General features: G+C 41.5%; 22 protein-coding genes. 18 read left to right on the top strand and 4 right to left on the bottom strand.

The features are described 5' to 3' along the window. Positions 1 to 70: 70 nt before the first annotated feature. The 4 genes from PS3_RS03100 to PS3_RS03085 all read left to right on the top strand — a co-directional run bounded on the left by PS3_RS03100 (position 71) and on the right by PS3_RS03085 (position 4,972). Positions 71 to 2,359 carry a hypothetical protein gene (locus PS3_RS03100; RefSeq protein ID WP_040467983.1) on the top strand — a complete coding sequence of 763 codons (2,289 nt, stop codon included), beginning with the start codon at positions 71 to 73 and terminating at the stop codon, positions 2,357 to 2,359. 138 nt (positions 2,360 to 2,497) lie between these two features. Beyond that, a complete protein-coding gene (locus PS3_RS03095; protein WP_007122034.1) occupies positions 2,498 to 2,944 on the top strand; it encodes an FMN-binding protein in 447 nt (148 codons plus the stop codon). After that, entirely contained in the window at positions 2,941 to 3,702 is a 762-nt protein-coding gene (locus PS3_RS03090; protein ID WP_007122033.1) for an FAD:protein FMN transferase, read from the top strand. Before PS3_RS03095 ends, PS3_RS03090 begins: the two co-directional genes overlap by 4 nt. Continuing rightward, entirely contained in the window at positions 3,695 to 4,972 is a 1,278-nt protein-coding gene (locus PS3_RS03085; RefSeq protein WP_007122032.1) for an iron reductase, read from the top strand. The genes PS3_RS03090 and PS3_RS03085 overlap by 8 nt, the downstream gene beginning before the upstream one ends. Before the next feature lie 38 nt (positions 4,973 to 5,010). Here the strand turns inward: PS3_RS03085 and PS3_RS10420 are convergent, their stop codons facing one another. Together PS3_RS10420 and PS3_RS03080 are read right to left on the bottom strand one after the other, a co-directional pair. After that, positions 5,011 to 5,169, bottom strand: a complete 159-nt coding sequence (locus PS3_RS10420) for a hypothetical protein (RefSeq protein ID WP_176662245.1) — start codon at positions 5,167 to 5,169, stop codon at positions 5,011 to 5,013. A 12-nt stretch (positions 5,170 to 5,181) separates the two neighbouring features. Further along, on the bottom strand, positions 5,182 to 5,427 hold the full coding sequence (locus tag PS3_RS03080) for a DUF454 family protein (RefSeq protein ID WP_040467982.1): 246 nt from the start codon (positions 5,425 to 5,427) through the stop codon (positions 5,182 to 5,184). A 180-nt stretch (positions 5,428 to 5,607) separates the two neighbouring features. On the opposite strand from PS3_RS03080, the gene PS3_RS03075 reads away from it, so the two are divergent. The 4 genes from PS3_RS03075 to PS3_RS03065 all read left to right on the top strand — a co-directional run bounded on the left by PS3_RS03075 (position 5,608) and on the right by PS3_RS03065 (position 8,381). After that, complete coding sequence (locus PS3_RS03075) at positions 5,608 to 6,336, top strand: hypothetical protein (protein ID WP_040467981.1); 729 nt, start codon at positions 5,608 to 5,610, stop codon at positions 6,334 to 6,336. A 2-nt stretch (positions 6,337 to 6,338) separates the two neighbouring features. Then, positions 6,339 to 7,397 carry a serine hydrolase domain-containing protein gene (locus PS3_RS09745; protein ID WP_050950802.1) on the top strand — a complete coding sequence of 353 codons (1,059 nt, stop codon included), beginning with the start codon at positions 6,339 to 6,341 and terminating at the stop codon, positions 7,395 to 7,397. A gap of 11 nt (positions 7,398 to 7,408) precedes the next feature. Continuing rightward, a complete protein-coding gene (locus tag PS3_RS03070) occupies positions 7,409 to 7,906 on the top strand; it encodes a phosphatidylglycerophosphatase A family protein (protein ID WP_007122030.1) in 498 nt (165 codons plus the stop codon). Between the two features lie 100 nt (positions 7,907 to 8,006). Continuing rightward, positions 8,007 to 8,381, top strand: a complete 375-nt coding sequence (locus tag PS3_RS03065) for an FMN-binding protein (RefSeq protein ID WP_081478377.1) — start codon at positions 8,007 to 8,009, stop codon at positions 8,379 to 8,381. A gap of 70 nt (positions 8,382 to 8,451) precedes the next feature. Here the strand turns inward: PS3_RS03065 and PS3_RS03060 are convergent, their stop codons facing one another. Together PS3_RS03060 and PS3_RS03055 are read right to left on the bottom strand one after the other, a co-directional pair. Further along, complete coding sequence (locus PS3_RS03060) at positions 8,452 to 9,627, bottom strand: acetyl-CoA C-acetyltransferase (protein WP_040467979.1); 1,176 nt, start codon at positions 9,625 to 9,627, stop codon at positions 8,452 to 8,454. An 8-nt stretch (positions 9,628 to 9,635) separates the two neighbouring features. Next, positions 9,636 to 10,493, bottom strand: a complete 858-nt coding sequence (locus PS3_RS03055) for a patatin-like phospholipase family protein (protein ID WP_007122028.1) — start codon at positions 10,491 to 10,493, stop codon at positions 9,636 to 9,638. 230 nt (positions 10,494 to 10,723) lie between these two features. On the opposite strand from PS3_RS03055, the gene PS3_RS03050 reads away from it, so the two are divergent. From PS3_RS03050 to PS3_RS03005, 10 genes are all read left to right on the top strand, one after another. Continuing rightward, positions 10,724 to 12,151, top strand: coding sequence for an APC family permease (locus PS3_RS03050; RefSeq protein WP_007122027.1), 1,428 nt, complete (start codon positions 10,724 to 10,726; stop codon positions 12,149 to 12,151). 276 nt (positions 12,152 to 12,427) lie between these two features. Then, positions 12,428 to 13,768 (top strand): aspartate aminotransferase family protein, encoded by a 1,341-nt coding sequence (locus tag PS3_RS03045; RefSeq protein WP_007122026.1) that lies wholly within the window; start codon positions 12,428 to 12,430, stop codon positions 13,766 to 13,768. Between the two features lie 77 nt (positions 13,769 to 13,845). Next, on the top strand, positions 13,846 to 14,625 hold the full coding sequence (locus PS3_RS03040; RefSeq protein WP_007122025.1) for a carbon-nitrogen family hydrolase: 780 nt from the start codon (positions 13,846 to 13,848) through the stop codon (positions 14,623 to 14,625). Positions 14,626 to 14,640: 15 nt separating this feature from the next. Then, complete coding sequence (locus PS3_RS03035; protein ID WP_007122024.1) at positions 14,641 to 15,819, top strand: pyridoxal phosphate-dependent aminotransferase; 1,179 nt, start codon at positions 14,641 to 14,643, stop codon at positions 15,817 to 15,819. Between the two features lie 15 nt (positions 15,820 to 15,834). Beyond that, entirely contained in the window at positions 15,835 to 16,800 is a 966-nt protein-coding gene (locus PS3_RS03030) for a ketopantoate reductase family protein (protein WP_007122023.1), read from the top strand. Between the two features lie 134 nt (positions 16,801 to 16,934). Beyond that, positions 16,935 to 18,368: an MDR family MFS transporter gene (locus PS3_RS03025; RefSeq protein WP_007122022.1), complete on the top strand. Its 1,434-nt coding sequence runs from the start codon at positions 16,935 to 16,937 to the stop codon at positions 18,366 to 18,368. A 181-nt stretch (positions 18,369 to 18,549) separates the two neighbouring features. Beyond that, entirely contained in the window at positions 18,550 to 18,813 is a 264-nt protein-coding gene (locus tag PS3_RS03020) for a hypothetical protein (RefSeq protein WP_040467978.1), read from the top strand. After that, positions 18,810 to 19,112 (top strand): hypothetical protein, encoded by a 303-nt coding sequence (locus PS3_RS03015; RefSeq protein WP_040467977.1) that lies wholly within the window; start codon positions 18,810 to 18,812, stop codon positions 19,110 to 19,112. The genes PS3_RS03020 and PS3_RS03015 overlap by 4 nt, the downstream gene beginning before the upstream one ends. A gap of 2 nt (positions 19,113 to 19,114) precedes the next feature. Next, positions 19,115 to 20,995, top strand: coding sequence for a DUF3114 domain-containing protein (locus PS3_RS09740; protein ID WP_050950801.1), 1,881 nt, complete (start codon positions 19,115 to 19,117; stop codon positions 20,993 to 20,995). Positions 20,996 to 21,127: 132 nt separating this feature from the next. Continuing rightward, entirely contained in the window at positions 21,128 to 21,646 is a 519-nt protein-coding gene (locus PS3_RS03005) for a hypothetical protein (RefSeq protein ID WP_040467976.1), read from the top strand. Positions 21,647 to 21,755: the final 109 nt, after the last annotated feature.

Here is a 21,755-nt window from a genome sequence, read left to right as displayed (position 1 = left end):
TTTTGCCTTGCAAAACAAAGTTAGATCATTGAAAATAGAAATTAAATGACAACTATAGAAAGGGATCATAATGGCAAAACTGAACCATATAAATGTTTTATTAAACAATCAACCGCAGACCATGGCGATTGAAGAAATTTTTGATCCAATTGCATATCCACAATTACAAGCCGTCACAGGCAAAGTCAGTGCTGACTTTGCCAACCAATACTTAGCTGACTACATAAAAGTTGATTTAGTCTTGGGTAACCTCCCGAGCGCAAGTAATTTTTCGGCGAATGAAACCTTAACAAAAGATGCCTTACTCACGGCTCTATTAACGGTGGCTAATAAGGACGCCGCTAAACTATTCCAAGCCTTAAGTTCAACGGTGCAATTAAATGCCTTAGCAGGGATCTTTCGGGTACTTATTTCACCTACGCAAGCAATTCATTCCCGTTTTTATTTGATGTATAATCCTTCCACCGATCAAAAGCGGGTTGTTTTAGGATCATTTGATCTAACGGAAACGGCTTTTGACCCGGCCTATAATCGCTTTGAAGAGGTGATAGTCTTTGATAGTGCCGAGCTGTACGATCAATTATCAGCGCACTTCTCGAAGGACTTATTACCAACGACCAAAGCTTATTTTACCGATGAATTATTAGCCGCTGCCGAAGCTCAACTCAAGGCTTTGAAACAAGATCAAGTTGCCCAAGGGCAAAAGGTTGTTATTTTCTCAAATGAAGAAACTGACCAGATTGTCCAAGCCGAGCTAACTAATTTATTAGTAAAAAATGTCCAAAAACAAATCGATGCTGATTTGATTCCGGCCGATACGCCCTTAGCTATGCGAAATGTGACGATGGATCGGACGCGGGAACGCGAAGCTGAAGAACGGTTGATTCAACAGCGGGATATGATGTTGCAGCTGGAAAAAGAAGCTGTTTCGCCACGGGCGGAACAGCCAAGTTTGCGGTCTGCAGATCAAGTTGCTAAAAAGGTCAAAGCGGCTTTAGCTGAAGCAATCTCACCTGAAGACTTAGCAGTCGAGAAGAAATATACGACCTTTTTATATGATCGACCAATTGAGCGTAACGTTGCCAAAAACATCACAGGTCTTTATATACCTAGTGATACCGGCCAGTATCCAATTCCGTTTGGTAAATTGGCCACGGTTGAGCAAATAAAAAGTGGGTTGCAACAGATTGATGCCGTCATGAATGGTTACCAACAATACGTCGTGGATTACGATGATAATTATGGAAAACGGTTCTTTGAAGCCATTCTCTATGGTTTTACGGCTCCATTTATGTGGGAAATTCGGACCAAGGCGAGTCTAAATCCCGAAGACGGGAATGATGTTCCAAACTTCTTGATTTTAGGGGCTACGGCTGGTTCTGGAAAGTCAACCTTATTGCGGATTATTAATCAGTTGACTTGGGGGAATGAAAACTCGATGATCGACTTTGGGACTATTTATCCCAATGAAACGCCCCAACGGAAAGCTAAAACCGTGCAAGCCTTAGAATCATACATGAAACAAGGCTCGACTTATCCGGTTTTAGTTGATGAAATTGAACCATACTTCTTCCAACAACCACAGTATAGTCGGCATTTAGTAGTTGATACGATGAATGAGTTGGTCAACAGTCCTAAGGCGATTGCGCCTTTAATTGGGACCACGAACTATAATGGTAGCTTTTCGATGGTGCGGGAAACGGCCCGGCGGACTTATTACATTCAGTTGGATAAGGTTATTAATGATGAACGGAAAGAAGAAGCCACGCAATACATTTTTGATGTTCGACAAAGCTTAAATAATACCTTATTTAAGGATTTTGTGGTTCGGATGGCCCATCGATTAGCTGATGATGATACTAATTGGCGGACTTTCGATGCCACGAATGGTCAATTAGACTTCCTCGCAATCACCCGCGACATCTTTAAAGAATACTACCGGATGGCTAAGATGTCGGTACCAGCTTACGTGAGCGATGGCCTATGTGACGACTTTAGGGAAAGCTCGCGGAATAAGTGGGCGAAGTTATATCTGACGCAAATGGATGATTTTGTCTTCCGGAGTGAAAATAATAGCTTGGTCTTTGATATTACCAAGTTAAATTCCTTCAATGGCTTTTCGAATGAATCGGCGGAAGAATACCGGAATTCCTTGCCAATTGAAATTTGTGTTGATGGGATCAATGGTAAATCTGGCAAGTTCCTTGAAATGAAGGCGGATGATTTCTTCAACTGGATCGGCATTAAGCCCGAACTAACTGCCATCACGCATGAAAATGGGACCACTAAAGTAACCACCAAGGTGGCCGATGAGAAACCGAAGAAGAAAAAGGGTTTTTGGGCTCGTTTATTCGGCTAGTTTAAGTAAATAAATTCATAAATCAGGTGTATAACGCTTAGAAAGTTTTACACTTGATTTTTTTATTCATAAAAGTTCACAATTTTAATTCATATATCTAATTTATAATAATTCTAAACTAGAAAGGAGGCCATGGCCATGTTTAAGAAGTTTATTGCACTTATCTTATCGCTTGCTGTGGCAGGAGCCATTATTGTTGATGGCTATCTTTTATTTTTTAAAAAGACAACTACTAATACTAAAGTATCGACCGAATCAACTGGTAATCAGTCCACTACAAGTTCTTCAACTAACTCTACTATGAAGGATGGTACCTATACTGGAGCATCGACGTCTACTGCTTGGGGAGATGTTCAAGTAAAAATGACGGTGGCAAATGGTAAAATCACCTCAATTACGGTTTTAAAACATCCGACAGAAGGTAAATCTGTCCAAATTAATGCCGAATCCTTACCAATTTACAAAAAAGAAGCAATCGCTGCCCAGAGTGCCAAGATTCAACAGGTCTCAGAAGCAACCGAAACTTATAAAGGTTTTACGGGTTCCTTACAAAGTGCCATTACCCAAGCGGAGGAAGCATCATGATTAAGAGTCAAGTGATTAAAATGATGACAATACCTTTTACCATTAGTATAGCCGCGTCTACTGATGATGTCTTAAATGAAACCTTTGCCTTAATCATGAAACCAATTCGTCAACGCTTAGCACAAGTTGAACAAAATTACTCGGCCTTTCGTGCAGACTCATTAGTGACCCGGTTTCAAAACGGTGAGGATCAGCTCTTGATTGAAAATTCAGAATTTCAGCAAATTTATGCGGCGACGAAGGAAGCACAGTTACAAACCGAAGGCTATTTTGATCCAATGTTTAGTGGCAAATTTGATCCAACTGGCTATGTCAAGGGCTGGGCGATCACCAGAATTTTTAACGAATCCTTGCGACCTTTATTAGCTGATCCGCGCATTGACGGCGTTTGTTTGAATGGCGGGGGTGATTTACAAGTAGCAAGTCGCTCAGATTGGGATTTTACTTGTCATATTGGCATTGAGAATCCCCAAGATTTGCAAAAATTTATAGGAGCCTATGCAATTGCTAATGGGGCGGTTGCCAGCTCAGGTGTCAGTAAACGTGGTCACCATATTAAAGTCTTTGGAGAGGCGGATCTACTGCAGGTGTCAATTATTGATCCGGACCTGGTCATGGCTGATGTGTGGGCAACGGCCGGGATCGCAGCAGGTTGGGATCGCTTTAAAGAACTGATTAAAGATCATCGGCTTTCGGGAATGGCCGTGACTAAAAGTAAAATTATCGAATTTGATCGTGGGGTGATGACGAATGCTTAAACGACATGGTTATTGGCTTGGTCTAATTTGGATGTTAGTCATCTTTGTTTTGCCGTTGCCATTTTTACAGACTTTGCAAGTTGGAATCGGTGGAATTGTCGGTGCAGAATGGTTACCAATTGCTGCTGGGACGATCGCCTATGTTTGGATGTTGACCTCAATTTATATTTCTACCCGACCCCAATGGTTAGATCGAACCATCGGTTTGCCAGCGGCTTACCAGCTTCACGGGATTATTTCATTAGCAGCGATCTTACTAGCGTTTTTGCACTTAGAAGGCGCCCATTCACAAGGCTGGATCAAATTAACGGGTTTTTGGGCCTTTTACCTTTTCTTGGGTGTAGCGGCTTACTCGTTGATTTTTATGGCCGGTTGGTTAACTAGTCGTGTGCACTGGTTAGCAAGTCTGAAAGTCTGGTTAGAAAAAGTCTTTCGTCATGAAATTTCGCTTTGGCTCCATCGCTTGAATCTAGTAGCGACCATCCTCGTTTTTATTCATGTTTGGTTAATTGACTATATTCGGGCCATTACTCCCTTTATGATTTTATTTACTGGGGCAACCGGGTTGGTCTTTCTTGCTTATGGTTATTATCGTTATCAAGCTCACCAAGGTCATACTCGGGCCCGACTGATGGAGATTAAAGCTTTAAACGACCAGGTCTTACAATTAGTGATCAAATTACGACGTCCATTAAGTCTGCATAGTGGTGATTATATTTTTATTGCCTTTCCTGAAATTGCCGGTTTAGAAGAATTACATCCTTTTTCCTTAGCTAAGATTGATCCTGATCGACGGATTGTGACCTTAGCGATTCGTCAAGATGGTGATTTTACTAGTCAGTTGGTTCAACTATCAAGTGGTCAGTCCTTAATTGTGACCGGTGGTTATGGCCTTTATCATTCAATCATCCAAGATCAAAAGCCGCAAGCGATGATTTTGCTGGCCGGAGGCATTGGAGTTGTGCCGCTATTGTCTATCGCTGAACAGTATGCAGACCTACCGATCAACTTTTATTACAATGCCCATTCTGCTAATAATTTATTATATGAAGACTTATTTACCAAATGGGAGCAACGGAATAATTTTAAGTCTGTTCGGCAGGTGGGCCGGTTGGCGACTCAGGAAGTCATTAATCACCTGCCTGATGATCGGCAGGGACTATTAGTTTTAATTGCCGGCCCTTCATCCATGGCTCACCATTGGATAAAGGTGCTGAAAGCGGCTGGAATTCCCCGTCACCAGATTTTTTATGAAGCCTTTAATTGGTAAAACAAAAGTGAGAGTAGGAAGAAAAATCTTCACTACTCTCACTTTTTTGGTTCTGGATGTTGAGCCTGACAATGACCATTACAAGCACATTTATCATCATCAAGCATGGGGCAATGACAAATACCATCAGCACTCGCGCAAGGACATCCATCTTGACAAATCATCCCATTAAAACAATAACCGTCTTGTTCACTCATAAGCTTCCTCAATTAGTTCTTAGACCGAATCAAGCGACCAATAATCGGGAATTTGGTGGCTTGTTTCATCCATTTAAGATACCAAATTTGCCGATGCAACCAACGATGGAAGCGTGGCGAAATTTTCGTAAGGCAAAATAAAGCAAGTAAGAAGAACGGAATTTGGGGAACGATGGGCAACATCAACCCAATAATTCCACCAACTAAACCGAGTGTCCCCAAGAATCCCCATAAGATTCTTGAAATAAAAAATCCCATTGGCCTTCGCCTCACTTTCGATTAATCTACCTTAATTTTATCATTGAGCAGGCGAAATTAATATCAATTAAACCGACCTTAAACAAATATTATTAAATTTCAGTAAGCTTAAACCGGTATGCCTTTTAAATGAGCTTAAAGTTCAGTATACTGATATTCGTCATAGGGAGGAGCGGACACATGTTATTTGTATCTCGGGAACTAGCCTTTGCCTTTAAAAAAGATACGGAAGTTAAGGATCAGTTAGTTCTAGACCAGTTAAATTGGATCATCCGTCCCATTGCCCAAAATGGGCTAAAATGGGTCTTAGCGATGAATGTTGAAACCTATCTGCCCCTAATTTTGCCATCTTTTGACCTGTTACAGGTACCGCCACGGATGGTGATTGAACAGGTGCTTTCGACCTTATTTGATCGTGAACAAATTTCGTATGCTAAGCGATACCGATTTCTAAAGACTTTTGACGATCAAAAAGTTTATTTGCAAAACATGTCGGATCATTTTACGATTGAACGGGCAATCTGGGATTACCAGCAACGCTTATCTAAACAACCTTTATTGGGTTATCAGGATTTAGATGATGAGCATTTGATTGATCATTTAGCGGATGCCGCGATGAACTTAGCGCAAACCAACCAGATGCCAGCAGCGGGGAATGCTTGGCTTGCTTTTATGGAGTTGGTAACGCAACCGCAACCAGCGGAAGGCAAAGAGCTGATCATCAATCGCTTAATGGATGCTTTAGTGGAACAACCACGAGCGGTAACGACGCAATCATTATTAGCCCTGTTAGCGCAGAAAATGCGGACGCAGGATTGGGAGGGGTTAACGCAACGGCTCACCGAGCTTAAGAGTGAGGAACGTCAAGCGTTAGCTACGGAAATAGAACGGTTAAGTCGGGAATTATAATTATGAAGAAAATCATTCAGGTACTTATTTGCGGATTAATAATTATCTTTAGTAGTGGTGGTGCTGTGACGGCACATGCGGTGACTAATAAAAATCCAGTCACGAGTCAAGACACGCGAACCGCCATTAAACAGATATTAGCCAATCATCAAGTCAATGGTGTAGTGGTCGTTAATGGGAAGGATAACCAACCTTTAGTGATTACTAATCAGATCACGGGGGTAGATCAAGCCCATACCATGACGGGGGAGCGCTTGTTTCCAATCGCTTCATTAAATAAGTTAATTACGGGGATTGCCATTCAACAACAGCTTAATCGGGGGAAATTAAGCTTAAATGACAAGTTGAGTCAATATTATCCTAAGGTCACAAATAGTAATCAAATCACAATTAGGGATCTAATTACCCATACTAGTGACCTTCAAGATACATCTCAAGCCAGCAGTCAGGTGATGAAGAAACAATCAACGCGGTTGAATTATACCTTGGACCATTATTTAGCGACGGGGAACTTTACTTGGGCGTATTCAAATACGGATTATGTTCTATTAGCGGGGATTCTTAGTAAATTGACTCATCAGTCATATCATCAATATGTGCAGCGCCATTTTATTAAGCCGTTAAAGCTGAAGCAGACCAAATATTTTGATCAAGTTAAGGCTAATCAAGTGGCGCTGCCGGTTGGCGAATCCAATCTTCAAGCTAATTTAATTAATTTACAAAAGAATATGTCGGTAACCTTAGGGGCCGGAGACTATTTCTTCTCTGCTAAGGATTATTGGCGCTTTGTGAATGCTGTCGGGCATAACAAATTTGTTAAAATGAGCTCGATCGATCAAAATGTAGATTTTACCACCGGAACTGATCATTATTTTGATGGAGTCTACTTTCGGGCCGGCAAGTTGTTTGTGGCCAATGGTTGTTACGGTAATCTATGCTCATCTGTTTATTGTAATTATGGTAATCATCAAACGATGGTCGTCTTTGCCAACAATATTCCCTATAATCAAGAAAAATTAATTGCGAGTCAAATTTCGCAGGTTTATTTTAATCAGAGTTAGGAGGAGAGAATTTGTTTAACCCAAATTTTAAATATCCTGATACCGAAGCTTATAATTTTGTCGTCAATCGACTACACGAGCGCGGGGTGGAATTACATCAATTAAGTGACATCGCTTTTGAAATGCAAAGTCAATTTGGTGAACATAGTTCGCGTGAAGAATACTATGAAAACTTGATTGATGTCTTACACAAACGAGAATTATTAAACGAAGCCATGGTGGCGTTAGAGTTGGATCGTTTGGCTCAAGAGAATCAAATCCAAGAACCATTACTGTCAATTATCAAAAATGACTCTGGCGTTTTTGGCGTGGATGAAGCCTTAGCCATCCAAATTTCAAATATTTACGGGACCATTGGGACCACTAATTTCGGTTATTTAGATCGAGTCAAGTATGGTATTATCAAAAAATTTGACCAGGATGACCAACATGTGGCGACTTTTATTGATGATTTACTTGGAGCGATTATTGCGGCCTTGTGTGGGAAGATGGCACATTTGTATGCATAAAGGGCCTAATAATATAATGCGGATTATTGAGAGCATATTGTTTCGAGATTAGTTTCCAAATCGATATAATGAGGCTACCAACAAAATGGAGGTTTCATTCATGAGTAATGAAAAATTTCTCGAAGTTATGCAACATGAAGGACCAGTTACAATTGTAACAATTAATGCGCATCCAGCTAGTGTCGTTAATACTTGGATGTCATATGTAAAGTTAGATTTAGATTCGGATGTTCTATACATCCCAGCAGCTGGAATGCATAGTATCGAACAAGATTTCCAAACGGACGCTACCGTTATCTTGACGGTTGGAACTAAAGAAGTTCTTGGAACCCAAGGACCTGGAGCAGGCTTTCATATTTATGATCAGGGATCTTTTATCGAGTCAGGACAGATTTTTGACGAAGTGAAAGAAAAGTTTCCGTGGATCCAAAAGATTTTGCAAATTAAAGTCGATAAAATTGAACAAAAGATTTAATGGAAAAACCGATCGAGTTTGTTAACCCGATCGGTTTTAAGTTTAGGCAAATTTATAATTTTGGTCTAATTTAAATTCGATTAAAAATTGCGGCGATTCCCATGCCACCACCGATACAAAGGGTTGCGAGACCGGTATTAACTTGACGTCGTTGCATTTCATAAAGAAGAGTAACGACAATCCGGGCACCAGAATCGCCAAGGGGATGGCCGAGGGCGATCGCACCACCATTCACATTGACTTTATCATCAGGTAAGTTCAATTGGTCTTTTACAATTAACGATTGGGCCGCAAAAGCCTCATTCAATTCCACTAGGTCGAGTTGGTCAACGGTTAAGTTAGTAGTTTCCAAAACTTTCTTGGTTGCTACTAAGGGGCCAATCCCCATCACTTGAGGATCAACGCCAGCTAATTTACCAGCTTCCCAATAACCCATAATTGATAAATGCTGGGTCTTAGCCTGACTTTCTTTCATTAATACTAGGGCGGCAGCACCATCATTTATTCCGGATGAATTTCCTGCTGTGACCACGCCGTCTTCCAAGAAAGCCGCCTTTAAATTAGCTAATTGCCCTAATGATGTCTCACGAATGGCTTCGTCTTCCATGATGGTTTTGGAGCCATGTTTGGTTTTTAAAGTTACTGGGACGATCTCATTTTTAAAGCGGCCAGCTTGTTGGGCTGCTTGGGCTCGACGCTGGCTTTCTAGGGCAAAGCGGTCCAATTGTTCACGCGTAATTCCGTATTGTTGGACCAAATTTTCTGCCGTAATCCCCATTGGATAATGATAAAAAGCATCCTCTAGGCCATCGTGATAAACCGCATCAATTAGTTCGGCGTTTCCGTATTTATAGCCAAAGCGACCTTTTGGAATCAAGTAGGGGGCATTGGACATGCTTTCTGTACCACCCGCAACCATGACGTCAGCATCGCCATATTGGATCATTTTAGCGGCTAAATTAATAGCTTGTAAGCCTGATCCACACATTACATTAATAGTTGTGGCGGGAACAGAATAGGGGATCCCGGCATTCACTGCTGCTTGACGTGCCACATTTTGGCCGGCCCCAGCTTGGATAGCACAACCCAAATAAACTTCATCAACTTGGTCGGGATTAACATGGGCCCGATTGAGTGCGGCTTGAATGACAATGGTACCTAATTGGTCGGCGCTCAAACTGGCTAAAGCCCCACCTAATTTGCCAATCGGGGTTCGACTAGCCCCGACAATTGCTACACGTTCCATAGTTAACCTCAATTCTTTGCTAGATATTCTTCGATTTCGGAAATTAAAGCTTCGGCTTGGGCTTGTCCCTCATCATAAAGAGCTTGGATCTTTTTAACATTGCTTTCCAAGCGCCCGACCTTTACAGGATTTTCCGGAGCAATCACATAAATTTGGCCTTTATCTTCCAGTTGATTTAAAGTTGCAACCTGCTGGTTGTATACTTCGGGTCGGTTAATCGCTGCGGTAATAAAGTCCGGATAATCACGGTAATGACGTTGGTAAAGGCGTTTTAAAAGGGGACTTGTCGCTTTCTTTTGGTAATCGCGAGGACGGGTCCGGACGACCACAATCTTATCAAAGCCCTTGGCTTGCGCTAAATCAAAAGGAATGGAATCCGTAACGCCACCATCCAGGCATAATCCTTGGTCGGTTGGTTGGGGGTCAAATAAAAAAGGCATCGATGAGGAAGCTTTTAATGCCTCGACTAATTTTTCACCAAGAGGATTAGTAAAGCTCACGGTTTTACCAGCTAAACTTGTTGCTACGATGGTAAAGTCAGTGGCCGAACGTTGGTAAGCTTCTTCATCAAAATTATTCCAGTCCCACCCGTGGTCATCAAATAAGAAATCAAGATTAACGACGGGTTGTTTTTTGATGATATTCAATGAAGAAATGTAATTCGGGTCATGACGATAGTGGGTATTAACATGCACCATCCGACCATATTGCTTGGAAACAAAGTTAGCACCACATAAAGCACCAGCTGAAACACCAATCACGGTTTTAAATTCCAAATGGTGTTTTAAAAAAGCATCCGTCACTCCAGCCGAGTATTGGCCTCGCATGGCGCCACCTTCCAGTACTAAGGCTGCATTGTATAACATTTAATCCCTCCAAATACAAAATCGTGTTTTCATTATATCACGATCGAATTTAAAGCATGGTTTTGGTGTTCGAAAGGTAAAATTAGAAAATAATTAAATAAAAGTTAAAATTACCTTGAAATTGCCAGATATTATCTCTATAATAGAAAAATCATAACTCAATCTTAATTAGTCCTTGGCTATTTCAAGGTTTTAATTAAGAAAAACAAGTAGAAAGAGATGTGGAATATATGAGTTTGTGGAAAACGATGACGCGTCAAGAAGACCCGTCCGTCTATCAAGATAAGGATGGTCACTTGAAACGAACCCTGACAACGAAAGACTTTATTGGTCTTGGGGTAGGGACGATTGTTTCAACGGCGATCTTTACCTTGCCTGGGGAAGTGGCTGCCTTGCATGCTGGTCCTTCCGTGTCGCTATCCTTCTTATTAGCGGCGGTTGTGGCCGGTTTGGTCGCTTTTGCTTATTCTGAAATGGCGGCAGCAATGCCCTTTGCCGGATCAGCATATTCATGGATCAACGTGGTCTTTGGTGAATTCTTTGGTTGGGTAGCCGGCTGGGCTCTGCTGGCTGAATACATCATCGCCGTCGCCTTTGTTGGTTCAGGTTTCTCAGCTAACTTCCGGCCCCTTTTAGCAACTTGGGGCTTGAAGTTACCAGCTTCTCTATCAAATCCGTTTGGGACTGATGGTGGGGTAATTGACCTTTGCTCAGCCTTAGTGATCATTTTGGTAGCTCTCTTGGTTTCCCGAGGGGTTAGTGGAGCAACGAAGGTTGAAAACATCATGGTTACCTTGAAGGTGTTAGCAGTTTTGACCTTTATCTTTGTCGGAGCAACTGCTTTGCACGCTTCATACTATGATCCATTTATCCCAGCCTACAAAGAAACCGCTAACGGGGCCTTTGGCGGTTGGCAAGGGATCTATGCCGGGGTTTCAAGTATCTTCTTATCATACATCGGATTTGACTCAATTGCGGCTAACTCCGCGGAAGCCAAGAATCCCGGTAAGACGATGCCACGGGGAATCCTTGGTTCCTTAGCCATTGCCGTAGTCTTGTTCGTCGCTGTTTCCCTTGTCTTGGTCGGAATGGTACCATATACGAAGTTAAACACGGCTGAACCTGTTGGGATGGCCTTACGGGCTGCTGGTCACCCAGCGGTGGCTGCCGTGGTTCAAACGATTGCGGTTATTGGGATGTTCACGGCCTTGCTAGGGATGACACTTGCTGGTTCACGGTTAACTTACTCCTTTGGTCGGGATGGAATGTTACCTAAATGGCTTGGAAAGCTTGACAAGCGGAACAACCCGAACAATGCCTTGTTAACGATTACGGTCTTAACAGTGGTCATTGGGGCCTTCTTCCCATTTGCCTTCTTGTCACAACTAATTTCAGCCGGGACGCTGATCGCCTTTATGTTCGTTTCCTTGGGAATCTATGCTTTACGGCGTCGAGAAGGGAAAGATATTCCAGTTCCAGAATTCAAGATGCCATGGTATCCTGTCATGCCAGCCTTAGCCTTTGTGGCCTCTCTGATTGTTTTCTGGGGATTGGCAAACGATGCTAAGATCTATGCCGGCATTTGGTTCGTGCTCGGGGTTATCATCTACTTTGCCTATGGCCGTACCCATTCCTACCTGGCAAAACGTGATAAATAAGTATATTTCTATAATTAGGGAGAAACATTTGTTTCTCCCTAATTTTTTTGATCACACTTGTAATTACGGTTAAAAAGCACGCTCCACGAGTCTAACTTCGAACTTATGTCGGTCCGTTCCGTACCAACATTCGTTCTATGTTATCTCTATGGAGCGTCTCGATGCTTTTTGTCCAGCTTGTTTTTCTTTAGATAATTAATTCAAATAATCTTGACAATTATTATAAGTTGATTAGAATTTAATTAATGTTAATTTATGAAAGTTGAGAACTTCAAGATGGATACTTCAGAGAGTAAAAAGCTTTTGGATGTGGAAGCACAGGCCTTTTCATCAGCGGCGCGGATTAAATACTATGATATTGTGATTGATCATGGGAAAGGCGCCATCATCACCGATGTAGACGGGAATGACTATATTGACCTCTTAGCCAGTGCTTCTTCTACTAATACTGGACACGCCCATCCAAAGGTCGTGAAAGCTGTCACGGATCAAGCCCAAAAATTATTACAATATACACCAGCTTATTTTGCTAACACGAACGGGGCCAAATTAGCTCCTAAACTGGCTTCATTAGCTCCAATGAGTGGACCAGTTGAAGTTGCCTGGGGGAATTCGGGATCTGATGCGAATGATGCCATTATCAAGTTTTCGCGGGCCTACACGGGTCGGCAATACATTGTGACCTTTACGGGAGCCTATCATGGATCGACATACGGCTCGATGACGGCTTCTTCGGTAAGCTTAAACATGACCCGAAAAATGGGACCATTATTACCAGGAATTGTGAAAGTCCCATTCCCAGATCCATGGGAACGAGAAAGTGGCGAATCAGAAGCCAACTTTGTCGATCGGATGTTTCGGGCCTTTAAATTACCATTTGAAACTTACCTCCCAGCTGAAGAAGTGGCGGCAATCTTAATTGAACCGATTCAAGGTGACGGGGGCTTGATTAAGGTTCCGGATGCTTACATGCATAAAATCTATGACTTTGCCAAGGCCAACGGCATTCTCTTTTGTATTGATGAAATCAATCAAGGAATGGGGCGGACTGGAAAATGGTGGTCGATCCAAAACTTTGATGGGATCGAACCCGATCTGATGTCAGTTGGGAAATCCTTAGCTTCGGGACTACCGTTAAGTGCCGTCGTCGGTCGTCAAGAAATCATGGAATCATTGGGAGCGCCGGGGCACCTCTTTACGACCGCCGGTAATCCGGTCACGACCGCAGCTTCGTTAGCAACCTTTGAAGTAATTGAAGAAGAACATCTCGTCGAACGCTCAGCAGAATTAGGGAAAAAGGCGAAAGCATTCTTCGATCAAGAAGCGGCGAAATATGATTTCATTGGTGACGTCCGGATGTATGGCTTGAACGGAGGCATTGATATTATTGATCCTGAAACTGGTCAGGGGGATAGTGAGGCAACGACGAAGCTCATGTATCGGGCCTTTGAATTAGGCGTCATAATTATAAGTCTCCGGGGCAATATTTTACGGTTCCAACCGCCATTGGTGATCACGGAGGAACAACTCGATCAAGCCTTTGATGTGCTGGATCAAGCCTTTAGTGAATTAGCGGCGGGTAAATTGGAATTACCCGCGGGGCATATGGGCTGGTAATCCCAGATCCTCACTTGACTTTAATTAAAATTAGATTAGAATCTAATTAATTATTAATTTTTAAAGGAGGGATCACAATGAAAGTTGCTTTAGCTCAGATTCCAATTGCTTATGGCGATCCAGCTGCGAATCTGGCGACGGTTAAAGAATACGTAGGCAAAGCACGGGCGGCAGGGGCCGATACAGTGGTTTTTCCCGAAATGTGGAATACTGGCTATGCCTTAGACCAATTATCGTCGTTAGCGGATCCGGATGGCAAAAATACCCAGGTCCTGTTAGGCCAACTGGCCCAAGAGAATCAAATTAACCTGGTTGGCGGATCAGTAGCCACGAAAGAAGGTAACCAATTTTTTAATACAACCTATGTGGTTAATCAAACAGGGGAACTGGTTGGCCGGTATCGCAAGGTGCACTTGTTTGGCTTAATGAATGAGGACCAATATTTAACCGCTGGTAATCAAATTAATCGTTTTGAACTAGCCGGAGTGCCATCAAGTTCCTTTATTTGTTATGACCTGCGTTTCCCTGAATGGTGGCGGACGGTTAACCAAACCGGGGTCCAAGTTATTTACTTACCGGCAGAATGGCCGGAGAAACGAATTGAGCAATGGGAGCTTTTGGTGCGCGCTCGAGCAATTGAAAACCAAGCCTTTGTCGTGGCGGTGAATACGGTTGGTGATAATCCAACTGATCATTTTGGGGGTCATTCGATGGTCGTGGATCCACTGGGGAAAGTAATTACTAAAATGGATGATCAAGCTGGCTTAGAAGTCGTGGAATTTGATCCCCAAGCGGCCTTAGCGGTCCGCGGACCAATTCCTGTATTTAAAGATCGGCGACCAAATTTATACAATTAAGCACGAGGAGTAAGTATGGAATTTGAACAATCAAAATTATTAGATCAATTGCCAACCCAATTTTTCGCAACCTTGGTGGAAAAAGTGGGGGCGCAAATTAAAGCTGGGGTCGATGTAATTAATCTGGGCCAAGGGAATCCTGATCAACCCACGCCTGAATACATTGTCAAAAGCACACAAAAATGGGTGGCTAATCCGAAAACTCATAAGTACTCACCTTTTCAAGGTTTACCATTCTTTAAGCGGGCGGCGGCGAATTTTTATCAAGAAAAGTATGGGGTTCAATTAGATCCTGCCCAAGAAGTTTGTATCCTAGGGGGCTCCAAAATAGGATTGGTTGAACTCCCGTGGGCCTTGATGAATCCAGGAGATTTAATGTTATTACCAGATCCGGGTTATCCCGATTATTGGTCAGGAGCGGCCTTGGGGGAAGTGAAATTTGAAACGGTGCCGCTAACGGCGGAGCACGATTTCTTGCCCGATCTAAAATCGATCCCAGAAGCAACCGCTCAAAAAGCGAAATTTTTCTATTTGAATTATCCTAATAACCCCACCGGTGCCGTCGCCACCAAGGAGTTCTATACGGAATTGGTGGCGTGGGCTAAAAAGTATCATGTCGGCATTATTTCTGATTTTGCTTACGGCGCCCTAGGATTTGACGAAGCGGATCCCGTATCCTTCATGGAAGTCCCAGGAGCCAAAGAAGTCGGCATTGAATTTTATACCTACTCCAAGACTTTTAATATGGCTGGTTGGCGACTGGGCTTTGCGGTCGGAAATGCTGATATCATTAAGGCCTTGAATTTAATTCAAGACCACTTATTCGTAAGTGTCTTTCCAGCCTTACAAAAAGCAGCCGAGGATGCCTTAAATGATCCACAACGGGATCTAGAAATTAAAAAGCTTAATCAACTATACAAGTCTCGGCGCGATGCCTTTATTAATGCGGCGGCTAAAATTGGTTGGACGACGAAAGCACCGCAGGGGACCTTCTATGCTTGGATGCCGGTTCCTGATGGTTATACGAGTGAAAGCTTTGCTGATAAGCTATTGTATGAAGCCGGAGTTGCAGTTGCGCCGGGGAACGGGTTTGGTAAGTATGGGGAAGGTTACGTTCGGGTCGGCTTGTTAATCGATCCCGATCGGTTAGAGGAAGCCGTTAACCGGATTGATCAATTACATTTATTTAATTAGGAAGAAGGAAGATTCATGACATTAAAGTATACGGTTTTAGGTGCTGGGGCAATGGGCTTACGGTTTGGGGTTTTACTTCAAGAACACGCCGGGGCCGAAGTAGAATTCGTTGATAATTGGCAACCCCAAGTTGATACCATTAAAGAACAAGGTGGGGTTTATGTTTCGCGGGACCATGAAAATAAACATCTAGTTCCGGTCAAGATTTATTCACCTGAAGAATACAATGGTGATCCAGATGTCTTTATTGTTTTTGCTAAGCAAATGACCTTGCAAGATCTTTTGGACCGCAGTGCTCGCTTCTTCCATCCTGACAAGCAATATGTCTTTTCTGGGATGAACGGGATGGGTCATGTAGAAAAGATCAATCAATATTTTGACCCTAGTCATGTTCTTGCTGGAACCTGTCTAATTGGGACAGTCTTAAATCAAGCTGGTGACGTTGACTTTATTGGTAAGTCCGGGGCTGGTAGTATCAATGTGGCTAAAGAAAGTGACGACTTTGATCAGGCAACTTTAGATCAAATTATGACTGACTTTACGGCTGCTAATCTCAATCCAACCCTTCATGATAACTTCTATGGCACCTTAATGACTAAGGTCGTCTTTAACTCGGTGATCAATACTTTATGTACGCTTTTTGAAATCCAAATGGGGCAATTTATTGATTATGAAGGGGCCGAAAAGTTAGGGGTTCAATTGATTGATGAAGCCTTTGATGTTTGTGAACGGGCTGGAATTCAATTGTTAAGTACCCGTCAGGAAGAATGGGAAACCGTTCGTTATGTGTCGGCTGTTTCTAATCCTTTACACTATCCTTCAATGTATCAAGACATGTCAAAGGGTCGGAATACGGAAGTTGATTATATCAACGGATATATCTATGATCTGGGTAAAAAATATAATTACGAAGCTAAAACCCATGATTTCTTGCGCGGCTTAGTCCATTTGGCTGAAAATACGCGGAAGTTTAGAAAGTAAATTGATAAGCTCAACTGTTATAGGTTGGGCTTTTTGTTTGGGTTCAAATATGAAAGCGTTTGAAAATCTGATCAGTCCCGTTTACAATAACTGTGATGTTATAGCATGACAAGCATTCCAAGGGTGGTGATGAGATGAAAAAAATAGCAGTCCGTGATATTAACAACCAACCGTATAATCGGTTAATCATGGTGATTATTTTGATGACGGGATCTTTTTGCACGGTTCTGAATCAAACAATCTTAGCGACGGCTTATCCAACATTGATGCGCTATTTTTCAGTTAATACCTCAACAGTTCAATGGTTGACGACCGGATTTTTAATGGTTAATGGAATGATGATTCCAGTTAGCGCCTATCTGAGTAATCGATTGAATACAAAATATCTGTATTTAGGGGCGATGGTGGTCTTTGAAGTCGGGACAGTGGTCTGCTGGCTAGCGCCTAGCTTTGCGATTTTATTAGTTGGTCGATTAATTCAAGCTCTTGCCGTCGGGGTGACGGTGCCCTTGATTCAAACCATAATGTTAACGATCTTCCCACCGGAAAAGCGAGGGACGGCCATGGGATATACTGGAATCGTGGTTGGTTTAGCACCAGCGATTGGGCCCACCCTATCTGGTTTTATTATTGATACCATGACTTGGCGAGATTTGTTTCGCTTAATCGCGCCGATTGTTTTGCTAGTAATCGTATTAGGCTGGTTCTTTATCCATCCAGTTTTAGCCAATAATGATGACAAATTAGATTTGCGGTCATTAATCTTATCGACCTTTGGTTTCGGACTTTTATTATATGGTTTTTCAGTTGTTGGATCATATGGTTGGTCCAGTCCTTTAGTGATTGGTTCTTTATTTGTCGGGACAGTTATTGTTGCCATGATGTTTTATCGGCAATTAAAGATTAATCATCCATTTTTAGAGGTACGAGTTTTTAAACACCGACCGTTTATCATCGGGACCACGTTAAGCTCGATTGTCCGAATGGCAATGGTGGGGGTGGAAATGATCATTCCGATCTATTTGCAAAATGTCCATCAGTTGTCAGCCTTTGAATCGGGATTGGTTCTTTTACCAGGGGCAGCGATGTTTGGACTCTTAAGTCCTTTAACTGGCCGGATTTTTGATAAGTACGGGGCTAAGTATCTAACGATGATCGGGATGACCTTACTAACCATCGGGACCCTCCTACTAGTCGGGGTTAATCAAAGCTTTTCCATTATCTGGATTGCCTTAATTTATTTAGTTCGGATGGTTGGAATTTCCATGGTCATGATGCCGGCATCAACGGCGGGGATGAATTCCTTGCCATTGAGTCTTTTTGCGGATGGGAGTGCCGTTAATAATACCATTCGGCAGGTAGCTGCGGCGATTGGAACGGCTTTAATGACTTCGGTGCTCGATGATGTTACCCGTCAATCTGAGCGTCATCTAACGACTTCTGCTGGAAAGTTAACGGCAGTCTTAAATGGTTATCATGCGGCCTTCTTATTAGCAGCCGGCTTTGCTTTTATTGGAATTATTATTGCGTCTTTCTTTAAACGTAAACAAGAACGTTCAAATCTGTAAATGAGCTTCCCGATTGGGAGTTTGTTATTTGTTATTCCGAAAGTCAAATTAAGCTACAAAATTTATCTAAATTTTGCATAAAATAATAACCACATCATTTAAATCACAACTTAAGTACGTTAAAATATATATAAACATCGAAAAGACTTTGGCAATGTATGAAAATCATGGGAGGACGACGATGGTACAAATTAGTTCTGAAACTAGTACTGTAAATGGGGTCGTAGCCAATTTTAAAAAGGTGGAAGTTAGTGGAAGTTCAATTTCACCTGGCGTATCTAATCTGACCGGGATGGAAAATGGAGTAAAGGCGGGAAATCAGTTATTAGAACAAGGGCTTAAATTAACGGAAACGATTCAACGATTAGCAAATGAGTTTAATCAAATTGATTCGAAGAAACATACTGATGACAATAATGACGCGCGAGGTTTTGGGATCCAATGAATAATAATGAACGCGCTCGCTTAGAGGATGAATTGAACCAGCAGTATCATCAATACCGAAAGCAACAAGATCAATGGGATAATTTTCTAGGTCAGCAAAATTTTTACCATAATCAGCTTATGGCGATCTTATATGACTTGGGGCAGCGTGGAAACGAAAGTTTTAGGACGATATTTGAACAAAGTGAAGCCGATTTTAATCAATCGCGCCATGGGATATTTCAATATAGTGCGGATTTAGAACAAACTTATCAAAAGAAACGGCGGATTATTAATCAGAAAATCAATGGGGAAAGCTAGCAATGGGATTAATTTATGATAGTGGAGATTCTGCACAGTTTATGTCTGGTCTGAATGCCATCATTAATAACATGCGGATGGCAGTTGATAGTTTTAATCAGGCTTGTAATTATTTAACGAGTACCGTCGGTACGTTTGGCATGCAGGGAAAAGCATATGAAGCAGGTGGTGATCTCTTTGCCGGAACGATTCAGCCAGTCCTGCAAGATCTTAACTTTGTTCTGGATGATTTATCAACAGATCTGATGACTTATTCGGGAGCGGATCCAGAGGTGGCTCAATATGGCTATCTAGATGAAGAGATGTTAAATCAGGTCTTAACGAGCCTGAAACAAGAAAAGGTTTTATATGAAAGTGTTATCTTAATTAGTCCCAGTTCTTTAAAAAGGACTTTTGAAACATCCTTGAATCACATAAACAGCGCCATTAAGAAGGCAGAAGATGAACTACAGGCTTTACATGATTTTGACAACATTACGAGTGGCCTTTTTCAGTCAGCAGATCGCTCGCTAAATTCCTTAGCAGCGGTAGTTGGAGCCTTAATGGGTAGTTCAATTAATCCCGATGGAACGATTAAAATGAGTGTCAAATTTAAAGCTGCCTATGCAAAGTTTGATAATGATGTTTTGATGGCTGGTTCAATTAATCAAGTGGTTGAGAAAGTATTAGAAAAGGGATCGGCCAGTGATAAACAAACTTTGCGTGAGCAACTAAAGGCGGAAGTGAAGGATTTGCGCCTTGATGGTTGGGATCGCGCCGCGATCAAGGCTTATTTAGCTTATCTAGGCCGGTATACCCTCAAAGATGCCCAATCAGATCAGGTAACTCCCCAACAGAAAATTAAGTCTTATTGGCGAAGCGTTCATAATGTTGGTTCAAAAATTTATACCAGTCTTTTCAATGCTTCGCGATTAAAACCCTATGCTAAATTGAATTTGTTACTTAACCGGCAGTTGGGCGGCTATATTGATCAAAATGGTTTCTTACAGTTACCAGCTAATCGTAAATACCACTTAAAAGCACAAATCTCACCAACTAGTAGCTTCTTTCCCGCGATGCGGGATACCGTGGTGGCAGCTTATAAAAATAATTCAAAAGGTTTAAAGGCGGATTCTTTAGGTCAAGAATTGCACTTATTCCGCAGTTATTTGGACCGTTCCTATCTCAATTACATTCGTCAATATGATGGACTGAAACACGATTTGCCAGCTGAGGCGACTGATTACCAACGCTTACAACAATTCATGAAAGATCATCATTTAGAAGCTGATTACTCAACGGGGGCCAACTACCATAACCGTTATCAAGGAACTTTTACCTATCCCGAAAATATGAAGGTTCAATTAATGAAGGATAGCACGGCCAAGACTAAGAATGATGGGCGCATGATTGAGTTTATTGTTAATATTCAAAACGGTAGTTTTGTTTCCGAATGGAATGCCTATGACCAGCACTTAAATGCAGATGGTACAGTCAATTCGGATCCAAGTATTTATAGTAATCAAGAACAAGAAATGATTGCCAATACGGAATCATTTAATTATGGGGTCCCATCAGGGGGTCAGGGGAATCACGTCCCATCGACTTATTATAAAACTCATCAAAACTTGGATGTAAGTCATCCTAAAGATCCTGAAATTCGTCAGCAAGCCACCGCAAAGAACAAATTTAAAAGTGAGGCTGATTACGATAAGGGTGGGGATTATGTTGACATTGTAAAAAATGGTGAAAAGGACATTAAGTCATGGGATGATTATATTAAGCATAAAGATAATAGGAGTATTTCGAATGAGTATAACAAATACGTTGCTTGGACAAAGAAATATCACCAATATCCAAATTATCAACCTGGATTTAGTTATTACCTTGAACATCAAAACTAACGGTTAGTAGTTTGGGATTATGAATATTAAAAGAATTGGATCTTACATTTTAACGATTATCGCCGTTTGCTCATTACTCAGTTTTAGTTTTTTTTAAACTTCCAGCGTAATGATTCACCAGATAGAACCGTGATGCAGAACATTGAAAAGAAAAACTTTATTGCTGTTAAGTCGAAGGGGAAATATTTGCTAGTATTTGATTTATCAGGTAAAGAACTTTTATATAGATCAAATGATGGTGATAGTGCTTCTGTAGTAATAGGTAATCATGAATATAGCGATTCAACAGGGGTAAGAAAAACGGGTAACAAAACATTTTACAATAGTAAAATATACATCCTTTATTATCCTGTGATAGCAAATAATGTAAAACAAAGAAATATTAAAAATAATAATTATGTCGTTACACAAAAGGTTTCTGAAAAGGGTGAAGATTCGTTAAGATCTTATGGGTACTATTCCTCAAAAGTCGTAATAAGATATAATAAGAATTATTTGCCCATATACATTAAGGCTAGAAGCACAAGAACAAATCGATGGGAGACAGTTGTTAGGTATGATTATTCATATAATAGGCGATCATTTGACAGGAAAAAGAACCAACTTTTAAAAGAAATTAAAACTGGTCGTTATGATCCTCCTGAAAAATAGATAAATATAATTGCTTTAAAAACAGAAGTAATTGAGAAATGATAAAGGAATAACATAAACGACGGATCTAAAGATTATGAAAAAATATATATGTTTATTAATCGTAAGC

This window comes from Limosilactobacillus gastricus PS3 (assembly GCF_000247775.1).
Lineage (GTDB): Bacteria > Bacillota > Bacilli > Lactobacillales > Lactobacillaceae > Limosilactobacillus > Limosilactobacillus gastricus_A.
Note: the sequence above shows the minus strand (reverse complement) of the source record. Positions and strands in the feature narration are given on the sequence as shown.